The sequence below is a fragment of the Rhizobium sp. KNZ14-9A genome (assembly GCF_056755015.1).
Window position 1 is genome coordinate 1,656,611 of sequence record NZ_JBPGXB010000004.1, and the last position, 13,226, is coordinate 1,669,836.

Here is a 13,226-nt window from a genome sequence, read left to right on the forward strand (position 1 = left end):
TCGACGCGCCGCCCCGTCGCAGGGAATTAGATCACCGCGGCCGCAGCCGTTGAAGACTTGGCTCAAGAATCAGCTCAAAGACCGCAGGCGTTCCATAGGCTCGGGCCGATAGCATTGCGCCATGAACGGTGGCCATGAAAGCCTCTGCCTCCACGCGCGCCGGGCAAGAGATCACCAGGGCTCCTTGCTGATCACCACGCTCGATGACCGATGTCAGCCATCCTGAGAGATGGTGGAAATAGGCACGCACTTCGACCGCGACCTCCAAAGGAAGGGCCGGCAGCTCGCTTGCAAGAAGCGCGCAGACACAAAAGGGACGGCTTGCATCCCGATGCATTGGGCCCAAAAACCGGCATAGGTCTTCAGCAGTTCGAGCGGATCGCTAAACTTGTTTTCGACCTCGGCCAAGCCAGTCTCGGCGTTTACGCGGTAGCGGGCAACAAGAGCACGCACCAGATCGACCTTGCTTGGAAAATGATGATGGATGCTGGCCTTACGGATGCCAACAACGGCAGCGATGTCGGCATAGCTGAACCCGTTGTAGCCGCCTGATACGATCAGCTTTTCCGCACTGTTCAGGATCTCGTCATAAGTATTCGAAAGACCGCTCATACACCCTTGTCTACCTTCTAGTAGGAAGATCGTCAACCGTGCATTCTATTCTAATTTCGGAAGGTGCCCCAAAACTCATGAACGGCGGCAGAGAGCCGCTGTGGCCGCATCGATCACGGCAACAAGCATGGCTGGCCGGGTGATCTCCCGTAGCCTTGGCTATCTGCTCGAGGAGGAGGCGCCCGATGAGAAAGGGCCCATGTCTTTACCGGAGGCAACCGTTCAACGAATAACTTCGCAGATCTATCGGGCACTCCCTCAGGGGCTTGCCCGACATATTCTTCCCCGGGGTGCAAAGAACGTCGATGACGGTCAGGATCATTCGATGGCTGCAGCGCTACTGCCGCTTGGCTGCGAGAGGCTGACACCCGGCTGGACGAGAATCTTTCCGCCCTCCGTCGTTGTGGCTATGATCCCGTCGCTATAGATTTTGACGGAAGCAATCGTACCTTTGACCGTACCGTCTGCGCTTTCGATGTAGCTGCCGATGTAGCTGCTGGCCTGGGCGAGATTGGAGCCTGTCAGCAGGGCATCCAGTTTCTGATTCGTCTGGATCGTCTGTTCGACCTGCAAGAAGCCGGCGAGCTGCGCCAGTTGTTCACTGGCATCCACGGGGTCGGTCGGATCCTGGTTTTTCAGTTGCGCGATGAGAAGTTGCAAGAAGTCGTCATAGTTCACCATCGCCTTCTGCTGCGCGGTAGCTGGGCTACCCGCCGTGGAGGAGCCGAGGCCTGTGAGAGAATTTGTCGTCATAGTCGATCTCGGTTGTTTGGGTTAAGTTGGAAGTCCACCAAAGTTTGGGCACCATCTGCCTACTAGTCGGTAGATAATGAAGCACGTCTTCGGCATGAAGACAGTGTTGGCTCAGTTCCTTCGCGCAAACGAACGACGCGCCGATGATGGGGATGACGCGCCAGATTTTGTGAAGCGCACCATCACCTACCTTCTAGTAGGTTTTCTGTCAATGCCGATTATCACGGCCGGATGCTCCGCGTTCCTGCCGCTGTCGAATGGCTGACAGCCACATGCGGAAGAGCCCAGGTCTCCTGGCGAATTCACTTATACACGGTGATCGGCAACCGCATTTCGGGACCTGAGTTCACGACTTCCGACAAGTGCCGCTTATCGGAAACGATCTGTACAAACGCGTTGTACGCACTCCAGATCGGCGCATGATATCGGCCAGATCGGATCAGTGCCTGGTGACGCTCCGGGATGCCTTGGTCGGCTTTGGAGGCGGGGTTGTCGTCGGAACGCTCTGGGCACCGCCCTTAGCCTTCGTTGCGCCTTTCGGCTTCGCCGGAGTGTCAGCCGTCGTGGCTTTTCTGGAGCGAGGCTTCTTGGCAGACTGACCGTCCGTCTCAACACTCGCGGCGATTTCCTGAAACGCCAGCAGCCAATGCTTCAGATCCTCGCCGTGTGGCCGACCTTCCTGTTCCCAGATTTCGTAAGCACGTTGTCTGATGCGACCCTCGTTCGATGCCATCTGTCTCTCCTGTGAAGCTGTTGCCAGGAACAATCAGATGGCGCATCGCGCCCGAAGGACAATGGCTGCGTGCGCATTTCCCGACGCCACCGAGTGGAACTGCTGCCAGCACGTCTTTCGAAGACCAGTTCCCGTTGTGGCGTTTGTACGGAATGCTTACGAAAAAGATCGGCCATCGCCGGCCAAGGGCTCATAATGATACGCGCGGCAACAGGGTCGCCCGGAAGAGCGGCAGCGATTGCTTTGACGCCGTGGTGGAGATTTGAAGAGCCTTCGATAGCAGATTACCGCTCGCCCTTCATTTCGGTATTGCCACGACAACGCTGAGACCGCGCGGGTTGCGCTGCCGCAGTTCCAATGTGCCTTGGTGGGAGTGAATGATGTCTGCGACGATCGACAGACCGAGGCCGAAACCGCCTCCAGCGCGAGACTGGTCCGACTTGAAGAAAGGCTCGAGTACCCGCTCTCGAAGCTCCTGCGGAATGCCTGGGCCGTCATCTTCGACAGTGATCAATACGGTCTCCAGTCGCTCGGCCATCGTCACGTCGACCTTGTCTCCAAATTTAACGGCGTTATCGCAAAGATTGGTGACCGCGCGCGTGATGGAAAGCGGCCGGCATCTGGCAAGAAGCCGGTTCGGCCCGGTGTATCGGACGGCGTGGCCGATATCGGCAAATTCGCTGCAGACCGTCTGCAGGATGCTTGCGACGTCGACGAGCTCGATCGTCTCGGTCGCATAGTCGTTTCGAAGATAGTTCAGGCTCTCGACGAGCAAGCTTGCGATCCGATCGATGTCGGAGAGCAGGGCGTCCTTCTGACCGCTCTCCCCCATCCGCTCCACGCGCAGCTTCAGCCGCGTCAGCGGTGTGCGCAGATCATGGCCGATGCCGCGCAGCATGCGGGTGCGGGCTTCGATCATCAGACGGATCCGCCGGCGCATGCCGTTCAATGCCCGGGCCAATGCAACGATCTCGACCGTTCCCCTCTCCTCGAAGACCGGAGAACCCGTGGTGATGTCGGAAACCGCCGCCGCTTGGGCGATGCGCTGTATGGGTTCCGTGATCGCCCTGATCGCGAACATGAAAAAAAAGACGATCAATACGAAAAAGGCGACGAAGAAATAGGGGCCGCGTCCCAGGAACGCGCTGCTCAGCATGGAATCCGGAAAACCCGCGGTGATGACGATCGAGTCGTCGTCGACGCGTGCGGCGATCACGCGCCGGTCGTCGAGAAAGGTCTGCCAGCCGCCGATTGGCGGTTCGTTGTCTGGCGGAAACAACCGGGCAGCGACGATGTCCAGAAAGCTCTGGTGGCTCGAAGACTGCGCAAACCGGCTCGCGGTCGCCGTCGGCGTGAGTTCGATGTCCCAGCCGGCGCGACGTGCGTTGGCGAGGATGATCTGTCGGTCTTCAGGAGAGGCGGGCCCGAGAAGCTCGGCGATGGCGTTCAGCTTTTCGGCGATGTTTTCGAGATCCGGGGCGGCAAGATCTTCCCTGGCCCAGCGCTCCACCGCATCGCCCATGGTGATGATGGTCACCAGCGCCACCAGAATAATGATGGTGATCTGGCCGCGGATCGTCATCGTGACACGACGCAGGCGTCTAAACATCGGCCTCTTCCACCTGCGCGGTAAAGACGTAGCCGCCGAGCCGGACCGTCTTGATGAGGAGCGGATCGCGGGGATCCTTCTCGATCTTCTGCCTGAGCCGGCTGATATGCACGTCGATGCTGCGCTCGATCGGACCGGCAAGGCCGGCATGCGTCACTGCAAGCAGCTGCTCGCGGGTCAGAACCCGGCCGGCGTTGCGGCAAAAGGCCAAGAGCAGATCGAATTCATGGGTCGTCATGGCAATCCTGGCCTGGGCCGGATCGTGGACTTGACGCCGCGCCGGATCGATCCGCCAGCCCTCGAAACGTAAAAGCCTGTGTGCGGGCCTTACCTCCCGCTGCGCAGACAAGCCCGACCGGCGCAGGAGGCCTTTGATCCGGGCCAGGAGCTCACGCAGAACGAAGGGTTTGGTGACATAGTCGTCCGCGCCGATCTCCAGCCCCACGATCCGGTCGATGTCGGTGCTCAAGGACGTCAGCATCAGGATCGGGATGCCACCGCCTGCGCGCAGGCGCCGGCAGAGACTGAGACCATCTTCGCCCGGCAGCATGACATCGAGAACAACGAGATCGCAGGGCATCATGCGCATCTTCGCGTCCATCGCTGCGCCATCGGCCGCGACCTCCGCATCCATGCCTTGCTCGACAAGACTGTCCCGCAGCATTTCGGCGATCTGACGATCATCCTCGACGATTAGTATCCTCGGCCGCTCGACGGCCGCTCGTGCGCGCTCATCAACCAATCACGCCACCTCCGTTCTTCCGTCTCACCCTTATCATGGCAGGCGAGGCCGTCCTCGCCCGCGATTATGAAGAAATGTTTCTACAGCGCAGAACGGCCGCCCAGGCAGAAACAACTCTTAACAACATCCAACACGCGGTGCCGGCCGCGCATGGCACTGCTGAGGCGTGGCGTGCTTCCAGGTCGGTCTCGGGGGATGCGCGCAAAGTTAACCTCGGAGCATTCATGTCTGCCTCTTTAAAACTGACCGCCGATCGGTCACGGCTGCTTTCCATCGCCGTGGCGTCGCTGTTCCTATCGCCCTTTGCCGCGCAAGCCGCCGACTTCACAAGCGACGGGCAGACCGCGCAGGAACCGCCACCGCCGGACCCGGAGCGTTTCGGCCCGGTTCGCCAGGCATTGCACGATTGGCACGTCGTCATCGGTGCCGGTGCTGTCTTCAAACCGAAATACGAGGGAAGCGACGAGTTTGAAGTCTCGCCCTTCCCCTTCGTATCGGCCGAATTCTTCGACCGGATCACCATCGATCCAAGCGGTATCGAAATAAAGGCCTTCGAGAAGGATGCTTTCCGGTTCGACGTCAATGTCGGCTACGACTCGGGCCGCGACGAAGACGATGCCGACGCGCTGCGCGGTATGGGCGACATCGATTTCGGCGTGACGGTCGGCGGCAAGGCCACCTACACGTTCGGGCCTGCCAGTCTCTTCGTCTCGGTCGACAAGACGATCGGCGGAAGCGAGGGCCTGCTCGCAACCGCCGGCGCGGCAATCTCGCAGCCCCTGTCGGAGCATCTCATCCTCGGCGCCGAGGCCTCCGCCACCTTCGCGGACGACAACTACATGGAAGCCTATTTCGGTGTCGACGCCGCCCAGTCGGCCCGCTCCGGTCATGCGCAGCACAAGGCTGGGGCCGGGATCAAGAGCGTCGACCTCTCCGCCTCGGCCACCTACCTGATCAACGAGAACTGGGTGGTCAGGGGCGAGCAGGGCGTGAGCTTCCTGGTCGGAGACGCTGCAGACAGCCCAATCGTCAAAGAAAAGGTTCAGGCGAAAACCATGCTGATGCTGGGCTACCGTTTCTGATCCCAGTCGGCCAAAGCATCATTGCCAGCTGTTCAAAACCAAAAGGGTCGCCAACGCGGCGGCTCTGCAAATCCCGCAATTAAACAAGAATCGCGCAGGGAATGAATTGATGACCTCCTTCACGCCGCTCTCTCGCATGCGCTGCCTGCTACAGGGCGACCGCCCGTCGCCAAACGCCAGAACGGGTCGCCTTGTATCGATCTTCCTGCTGTCTGCGACCACCGGGCTTCCAATACACGGTCTCGCCGCCGACATGGAGGGGCCGAAAGTGTCGGTTATCGCTGCCAGAAACCAGGTACTCCAACAGAGCGTGTCCGTCGTCGGCACGGTCGTTGCGAGGGAAACGACACTGGTCAACACCGATCTCTCCGGAGCCCGGATAGTCTCTATCGCCGCCGAAGAAGGCGATCTCGTCAGCCGCGGACAGCTGCTTGCGACACTGGATACGTCGAGGATCGATGTCGAGCTTCAGCAAAACGATGCGCAGGCGGCGAGCGTGGCAGCACAACTCGGACAGGCCTCAAGTGCGCTCGACAATGCCCAGATTTCAAAAGAGGAGGCCGAGGCGGATCTTACGCGCGCACAAAAGCTCGTTCCCAAGGGATTGATGTCACAGGAAGCGCTTGAGCAGAGACAAAAGACGTTCGCCCGCGCGGAGGTGAGCGTGCGGGCGAGCCGGCAGGCCGTCCAATCGGCAGAAGCTGCCGTCAAGACCGTCGCTGCGGCGCGCAAGGATATTGAATTGCGACTGAGCTATACGAGGATTGTCGCGCCGGTGGCAGGCCGGATCATCAACCGGTCCGCCAAGGTCGGCGCGACCGCCTCCTCATCCGGCGAGCAGCTCTTCATCATCGCAAATGACGACCAGTTCGAACTGGAAGCAGAAATCCCGCAGGCTCAGTTCGATGCCGTGCCCGTCGGCGCCGTCGCCCATGTTTTTCTCGGCGACGGTGGTGACGGTTTGACAAGCTCCGTTCGCTTCGTCGCACCGGCGCTCGCCGACCGGACACGGCTCGGACGCGCACGGATCACCCTCCCCCGTGGATTGATGGCCCCGATCGGTGCCTTTGCCTCGGCGCGCATCGAGATCGGCAGCAGCAAAGGCATATTCCTGCCCGCCTCGGCGATTGCCAACTCCGGTGAGGAACCATCGATCAAGATCCTCAGGGACAACCGCATCGAGCGGAAGCCGGTTTTGCTCGGTTTCCGCCAAGCCGGTTTCGTTCAGATCCGCTCTGGCGTCGACGAAGGCGATCTGGTGGTGACGAAGTCGGGCGGCTTCATGGAGGCCGGTGACCAGGCAGTCCCGGTCATGGAGCAAGCCGATGCAAGCCCGGTCTTCGAGGGCAACTGAGGTCATCCGATGAACATCTCCGCATGGGCGATCCGCACGCCGCTGCCCGTCATCCTCCTGTTCGTCATCCTCACCGGCCTCGGACTGAAGAGCTATGCAACGTTGCCGGTCACCTATTTTCCGGCCATCAACGTCCCGGCAGTCGGCGTGACCGTCGAAGAATCCGCTTCAGCACCCGACCAGATTGAAATCCAGATCACCAGGCTCGTCGAGGACAGCGTCGCGGCCCTTCCCGATATCAAGCACATCGAGTCCACAATTTCGGAAGGTCGATCGGAGACCACGGTCGAGTTTGAAATCGGCGTGCCGGTCGACCGGGCCGTCTCCGACGTCAGGGACGCGGTCACGAAGATCCGCGATCGACTGCCAGCGGCCATCGATGAACCTGTCATCGACAGGATCGATTCCGAAAACCAGCCGGTCGTCACCTATTCGGCCCACAACGGCTCGATGTCGGCCGAAGATCTGTCCTTTTTCATCAACGACGTCGTCGTGAGGAAGCTCCAGGGGCTGGCCGGTATAGGCCGCGTCGAACTCGTCGGCACCGTCAACCGGGAAATCCATGTTCTCCTGAAGGCGGAAAGGCTTGCACCTCTCGGCCTGACGGCGGCCTCCGTCAGCGACCAGGTCGCCGCAAGCCAGTTCAATCTGCCGTCCGGGCGGGGCAATGTCGACGCGCAGGACATGACGGTGGCGACCAAGGCAGCCGTTTCCTCCCTCGACGAGCTCCGGGCCATTCGTCTTACCCTGCCGCAGGGAAAAAGTGTTTCGGTCTCCGATGTCGCCGTGGTTGCCGACACGACGGAGAAGCGGCAGGATTTCGCGCGTCTCGATGGCGAGCCGGCGATCGGATTTACGGTCTATAAGGCGGCGGGCGCAGGAGATGTCGCCGTTGCCGAAAAGGTTGCCACGGCTCTTGAGGAAATAGCGGGCTCGAGGCCCGGAACGCAGTTCAAAATCGTCGACGACAGCGTCACGCTGACACTGGCAAACTTTCTGTCTGCCCGCAGCACGCTGATCGAAGGGGCCATCCTTGCTGTGGTCGTCGTCTTCCTGTTCCTGCGCGACTGGCGCGCCACGCTCATTGCCGCCGTCAGCCTGCCGCTTTCGGCGATCCCGACCTTCTGGGTGATGGAACTGGCCGGCTTTTCGCTCAACATGTTGAGCCTGCTTGCGATCACGCTGGTGACGGGGATTCTCGTCGACGATTCCATCGTCGAGATCGAAAACATCGTCCGTCACAAGAGGCTCGGCAAAAGCGCCTACAAGGCTGCGATCGACGCGTCCGACGAGATCGGCCTCGCCGTCATTGCGATCTCGGCCGCCATCATTGCCGTCTTCGCCCCTGTCGGGATGATGGCTGGCGAAATAGGCCAATATTTCCGCCAGTTTGGCCTGACGGTCGCGATTGCCGTCTTCTTCTCGCTCCTCGTCGCACGGCTGGTAACCCCGCTGATCGCTGCTTATTTTCTGACCTCGCCAAGCAAAGCGCACGTGGAAGGGCGACTGGTTGCGCGCTATCGCGCGCTCGTTGGCGTCGCCATCAGATGGCGGTGGATCACAGGCGGACTGGCAGCCGGCCTCTTTGCCCTGACGATCCTGCTTGCCGGTTCCCTGCCGAGCGCCTTTCTGCCGGCGCAGGATACAGGCCGGATCACGGTGTCGATCGAGTTGCCGCCAGGCTCGACGCTTGCCGACAATGAGGAGGTGAGCGATCTGGTTGCCCGTCGTCTCAAGGGGATCGAGGATATCAAGACCGTGTTCGTGCGCGCCGGATCAGGGTCCGACGGCGTGCGCGACATCCGCAAGTCGACCATCGTGATGTCCATTGCAGACCGTAGCCAACGCAAGCTTCCGCTTGAGCAAATCCAGGAAAAGGCCGAGGTTCTATTGAAGGCCGTTCCCGACCTTCGCTTCGAATTCATCAACGACCGCGGCGGTCGGGATGTGTCGTTCGCAATCCTGAGTGCCAATGGTGAACAGGCGTCGAAGGCCGCCCGGGCCATCCTGACCGAAACGCGCTCCAACACGATGTTTGTCAATCCGGCTTCGTCGGAGGCAACGCGCCAGCCGGAACTGGGGGTGCTCGTGTCGCCGGAGCGGGCTGCCGATCTTGGCGTCAGTGCGAAAGAGGTCGCGACAGCAATCAGGGTCGCGACGTTGGGAGATGCCGATTCCAGGCTGCCATCATTCAAGGACAGCGGCAGACTAATCCCGATCCGCACGCTCGTCGAGGATGCCGGAATAGACCGTTCCGAGAAGCTGCGCCAGTTGCGGGTCATGACGTCGTCGGGGGTGCTTGTGCCGCTCGAGGCAGTCGCACGCCTGGAGGAAAGCGAAAGCGTGTCCGTCATCCATCGCATGGAGCGTCAGCGTCGGGTCGAAATCGGCGCGGACCTTGCGGCAGGGATCACGCAAGGCGAAGGCATCGCAGCGCTCAAGAACTTGCCGTCCGTCAGGGCGCTGCCAGCGGAGGTCGAAATGCGGGCAACCGGCGATTCCGATTCCAAGGACAGCGTTTTTACGAGTTTTGTCTTCGCCATGATCGCCGGGCTGAGCCTTGTGGTGGTCGTGCTCATCTTGCTTTTCGGCAGCCCTCTTACACCGCTGACGATCGTCACCCCTCTTCCGCTTGCGCTTTCAGGTGTCGTTGCCTCCCTCATCCTCACCGGCCATCCCGTGTCGCTGCCGGTCGTCATCGGGATCCTCATGCTGATGGGCATCGTCGTGAAGAATTCGATCATGCTTGTCGATTTTGCAATCGAGCTCGAGCGGTCGGGCCTGTCGCGCATCGAGGCGACCATCGAAGCCTGTGCCGAGCGGCTGCGCCCGATCATCATGACGACGCTAGCGATGGTAGCTGGCATGGTGCCGGCGGCATTCGGCCACGAGATCGGTGGCGAGTTCAGAGCACCCATGGCTGTAGCGGTCATTGGCGGACTGATGGTTTCAACGGTCCTCTCCCTCGTCGTCGTTCCTGCATGCCATGTCCTGATCGCCGACCTCGGCGATGCGGTCAAACGCCTGGCGCAGAAGATGCCGGGTGGCGAAGCTGCCGTCGATGGCACAGGCGACGCCTTCCTCGAAAGCCCAGACAGTTTGCGCGGCTAGTGCTGTCGGACAATTCGACAGCCGGGATTCCTCGGCGACCCGAGATCGATGGCATAGTCGATGGCCGTATGCAGATGGCGGCACCATCTGCACCTCAAATTCCCGGCGCTTCAGCCAACCAATATCGGGCTCGGCACTGACGCCGCCATCGCATGGTTGCGGGGGCGACGACGAGGCTTACGCTAACGACTTACGCTGCGTCGAGTGCCAGGGTGAGATCGGCAATAAGGTCGTCTGGATGTTCGATGCCGATCGACAGCCTGATCGTTGCATCAAGGACGCCAATACGCTGGCGCACCTCGGCTGGCACGCCGGAATGCGTCATGGTTGCCGGATGCGATGCCAGGGATTCCGTTCCCCCGAGGCTGACGGCAAGCTTGAAGATTTTCAACGCGTTCAGAAACCGGAACGAGGCTGGCTGGCCGCCGTGGATATCGAAGGAGAACGTCGAACCAGCGCCGCTGCATTGGGCCGCGAATGTCCTGCCGACGGCGGAATCGGGATCGCTGTATGGAAGGTAATGGATTGTCTCGACCTTGGGATGCTGCTTCAGGAAATCCGCCACCGCCTTGGCATTGCTGTTGGCCCGCTCCATGCGGATCTGTAGCGTTTCGAGCGAACGCCCGAGCATCCAGCATGAATGTGGATCGAGCTGAGTACCGATGGCGCCGCGAAGCGCCTTCACCTGCTTGATGAGCGCCCGGCTGCCGAGCGCGGCCCCAGCGATCAGATCCGAATGACCGCCGACATATTTGGTCAGGGAATAGAGGGAAATGTCTGCGCCGTGCTCGATCGGGCGCTGAAAGACCGGGCCGAGCAGCGTGTTATCGCAGGCGACCACAGGCTTATGGCCTTGCTTCTGACCGATCGCATCGGCAACCCGCCGGATCATCGCGACGTCGACAAGGCTATTGGTCGGGTTTGCGGGCGTCTCGATGAGGATGACCGAGACGCGGCCCCTGGCCATTGCTTCCTCGGCCGCGGCCCTTACCGAGATTTCGCTGACGCCGTCGGCAAAACCGACGGCGGAAACGCCAAAATTGAGGAAGGTCTTCGCAAGCAATGTTTCCGTCCCGCCATAAAGCGGCTGTGAGTGGAGGATGGCATCTCCCGGACGGACGAAGGCAAGCAGGACCGTGGCGATGGCGGACATGCCCGATGAAAATACCGCGCCGCTCTCGGCTCGCTCGTAGACCGCCAGACGATCTTCGATGATCTCGCTGTTTGGATGATTGAAGCGCGAATAGACGAGGCCCGCCCCCTTGCCTTCCGGCGGTTCTTTCCGACCAGAGACGTAATCGAAGAAATCGCGACCGTCTTCGGCGGAGTTGAAAACGAACGTGGACGTCAGGAAGACGGGCGGCTTGACCGCGCCTTCGGAGAGTTCCGGATCATAGCCATAGTTCAGCATCTGGGTTTCCGGATGCAGGGGATGATTGCCGATATGGGTTCTTGGAGGATGCGGTGCAGTCATGGAACGTCTCCCTCAATTAGCGGCTTGCAGGCATCAATGTGCCCGCGCCTTGTTCTTATCTGGAGCGCTGCGGCGACAGAGAAACACCCGTTGGCAGATGGCCAGGTAAATTTGCTGAATTGAACGGCCTGTGCGAGGTGTGCAGGTTCGCAGGCGCCTGCATTCGCTATCACCTTCCGAGCTCTTCAACGTGACACCAGACCGCAAGAAGCGGGGTGGTGGTGCAACGCATGGCAAATGACTGTCCCGCTTCCGCAGCAAAGACGCCGCCTATTCCGGTCGAAAACCAGCTGTCTCCGGCTATTGAAAGTTCGCATGGAGAAAGCAGCAGGAAGGCCCGTGAAAACCGCTGTACGTGATCCGGAAAGCGGCTATAGGGTTCCATATAGGTGAGGCCGACCCGGATATCCGCCCGGTCTTCCAGGCCGCCGGGACCGACAATCACGCTGTGTGCATGGGCCCTCTCAAAGTTCAGACTGGCAAATGGTCCACTTCTGCCTCTGATCCACACGAGTGATTCAGCCAAGCGCCAAACGCTCTGCGCTACCTCGGCGTAAATGTCTCGAGCGGCGATTGCATTTTGAAGAGCAGCCTCAAGGCCGGAAGGGATTCCGGTATCGTGGAGCCGCTTGTCGCGCAGCGTTCCCGTACGTTCAAGCTTTTGAAAGACTTTACCTGCGACAAAGCTCGCCATCGTCGAAGCCGATGGATGCAGCATCGCGCGGGCCAGCAAGTTCAGGAAATTGTCGAGCTCCACCGGGCGTTCCGCGGCGCCTCGTTCGCGCAGCCTGTGTTTCACCGGCTCTTTCTCATCGGTGATGAGTAGATCTGCGTCTCGTTTGATTGTCCTGCCCATGACGTTCTCCGTGCAGAACCTTCCCTACAGTGCCCCGCCTAGATCCGGCAAGGACTCTGATCAATCTGCAGAGCGCCTGTTAATCTCATCCGATAGTTTCGTCTTGAAGACTTCCTCTCAAAACTTCGCGCCAAGTCTGCATGAAGGCTCGACGATGTCTAGAATTGGCAGAATCGCGCTGGAACGGGAACGGGATCGGGCAGCAGGCCTCACCACGGTATCGGCGTTCCGTCATAGGCCCAATGTCTGCCGCTGTGTTCTCGGTTTGCTGCCGTTATGAAGGACCGAAAACCGGCTGCAACGCTATCAGTATCGGGGAGGCCCTGATCGTCGGCGTTCGAAACGCGAAACTTTCCAGGTTCGAGGAGCAGGCAGATGCAGCCCCAAGATCTCCATTCGACCGACAGGTTGCGCCACATCTGGTTCAGAGCGGATTGGGATGCGCGATAGGCGAAGCGGCGCGGCTCCTGGAACCTGCTGATCGAGGCAGCATGGCTCGACACCGCCGTAAGGATCTTGAGCTCGCCTTTCCTAAGGTTTGGTTCCAGAAAGCTCGCGAGATGAAGCGGCGCGAACGTGTTTGCGACCATGATCGGCCGCCAGTGCGCCAAGGTGATCGCTTCGGGCAGCAGGCCGTCTTCGTCGGATATGCCTTCATTCAGAATGACGACGTCGATGGCGCGACCGTCAAGGCAGTCGACCAGGTTTCGCGCCGAGCCTTCCTCCAGAGCGTTGTAGGGCAAATCGTTGATGAGCTCTCCGAATTTGTCAGACAGGCGCGTGTCGAGGGGATCGCTGCAGGCGGCCATCACCTCCCAGCCGATCGTCGCGTATTGGATCGCAAGCTGCAGACCGAGCCCTTCATTCGCTCCGGTAATCAATACAGTTGGCATCGCGTCG

General features: G+C 60.4%; 11 protein-coding genes and 1 pseudogene. 4 read left to right on the top strand and 8 right to left on the bottom strand.

Annotated elements, in window-relative coordinates:
• Positions 1 to 31: 31 nt before the first annotated feature.
• Positions 32 to 612, bottom strand: a pseudogene (locus ACR9ZQ_RS37985) (TetR/AcrR family transcriptional regulator).
• A 318-nt stretch (positions 613 to 930) separates the two neighbouring features.
• Positions 931 to 1,365, bottom strand: coding sequence for a flagellar hook assembly protein FlgD (flgD, locus tag ACR9ZQ_RS37990; RefSeq protein WP_481430415.1), 435 nt, complete (start codon positions 1,363 to 1,365; stop codon positions 931 to 933).
• Between the two features lie 76 nt (positions 1,366 to 1,441).
• Here flgD and ACR9ZQ_RS37995 point away from each other — a divergent pair, with 76 nt between their 5' ends.
• Positions 1,442 to 1,630 carry a hypothetical protein gene (locus ACR9ZQ_RS37995; RefSeq protein ID WP_481430416.1) on the top strand — a complete coding sequence of 63 codons (189 nt, stop codon included), beginning with the start codon at positions 1,442 to 1,444 and terminating at the stop codon, positions 1,628 to 1,630.
• A 174-nt stretch (positions 1,631 to 1,804) separates the two neighbouring features.
• On the opposite strand, the gene ACR9ZQ_RS38000 is transcribed toward ACR9ZQ_RS37995, so the two are convergent.
• The 3 genes from ACR9ZQ_RS38000 to ACR9ZQ_RS38010 form a co-directional block, all read right to left on the bottom strand.
• Complete coding sequence (locus ACR9ZQ_RS38000) at positions 1,805 to 2,098, bottom strand: DUF2934 domain-containing protein (RefSeq protein ID WP_310382237.1); 294 nt, start codon at positions 2,096 to 2,098, stop codon at positions 1,805 to 1,807.
• 298 nt (positions 2,099 to 2,396) lie between these two features.
• Complete coding sequence (locus tag ACR9ZQ_RS38005; protein WP_481430417.1) at positions 2,397 to 3,707, bottom strand: ATP-binding protein; 1,311 nt, start codon at positions 3,705 to 3,707, stop codon at positions 2,397 to 2,399.
• Positions 3,700 to 4,449, bottom strand: a complete 750-nt coding sequence (locus ACR9ZQ_RS38010; protein WP_481430418.1) for a response regulator — start codon at positions 4,447 to 4,449, stop codon at positions 3,700 to 3,702. The genes ACR9ZQ_RS38005 and ACR9ZQ_RS38010 overlap by 8 nt, the downstream gene beginning before the upstream one ends.
• Before the next feature lie 224 nt (positions 4,450 to 4,673).
• Here ACR9ZQ_RS38010 and ACR9ZQ_RS38015 point away from each other — a divergent pair, with 224 nt between their 5' ends.
• From ACR9ZQ_RS38015 to ACR9ZQ_RS38025, 3 genes are all read left to right on the top strand, one after another.
• Positions 4,674 to 5,531, top strand: coding sequence for a MipA/OmpV family protein (locus ACR9ZQ_RS38015; protein WP_481430419.1), 858 nt, complete (start codon positions 4,674 to 4,676; stop codon positions 5,529 to 5,531).
• A gap of 109 nt (positions 5,532 to 5,640) precedes the next feature.
• Complete coding sequence (locus tag ACR9ZQ_RS38020) at positions 5,641 to 6,885, top strand: efflux RND transporter periplasmic adaptor subunit (protein ID WP_481430420.1); 1,245 nt, start codon at positions 5,641 to 5,643, stop codon at positions 6,883 to 6,885.
• A gap of 9 nt (positions 6,886 to 6,894) precedes the next feature.
• Positions 6,895 to 9,996, top strand: coding sequence for an efflux RND transporter permease subunit (locus tag ACR9ZQ_RS38025; protein ID WP_481430421.1), 3,102 nt, complete (start codon positions 6,895 to 6,897; stop codon positions 9,994 to 9,996).
• Between the two features lie 190 nt (positions 9,997 to 10,186).
• Here ACR9ZQ_RS38025 and ACR9ZQ_RS38030 read toward each other — a convergent pair whose 3' ends face one another.
• The 3 genes from ACR9ZQ_RS38030 to ACR9ZQ_RS38040 form a co-directional block, all read right to left on the bottom strand.
• The gene (locus ACR9ZQ_RS38030) at positions 10,187 to 11,470 is read right to left on the bottom strand and encodes a cystathionine gamma-synthase family protein (protein ID WP_310382231.1); all 1,284 of its coding nucleotides are present in this window, start codon (positions 11,468 to 11,470) and stop codon (positions 10,187 to 10,189) included.
• Positions 11,471 to 11,639: 169 nt separating this feature from the next.
• Positions 11,640 to 12,326 (bottom strand): dimethylsulfonioproprionate lyase family protein, encoded by a 687-nt coding sequence (locus ACR9ZQ_RS38035; RefSeq protein ID WP_481430422.1) that lies wholly within the window; start codon positions 12,324 to 12,326, stop codon positions 11,640 to 11,642.
• Positions 12,327 to 12,535: 209 nt separating this feature from the next.
• Positions 12,536 to 13,219 (bottom strand): SDR family NAD(P)-dependent oxidoreductase, encoded by a 684-nt coding sequence (locus tag ACR9ZQ_RS38040; protein WP_481430423.1) that lies wholly within the window; start codon positions 13,217 to 13,219, stop codon positions 12,536 to 12,538.
• Positions 13,220 to 13,226: the final 7 nt, after the last annotated feature.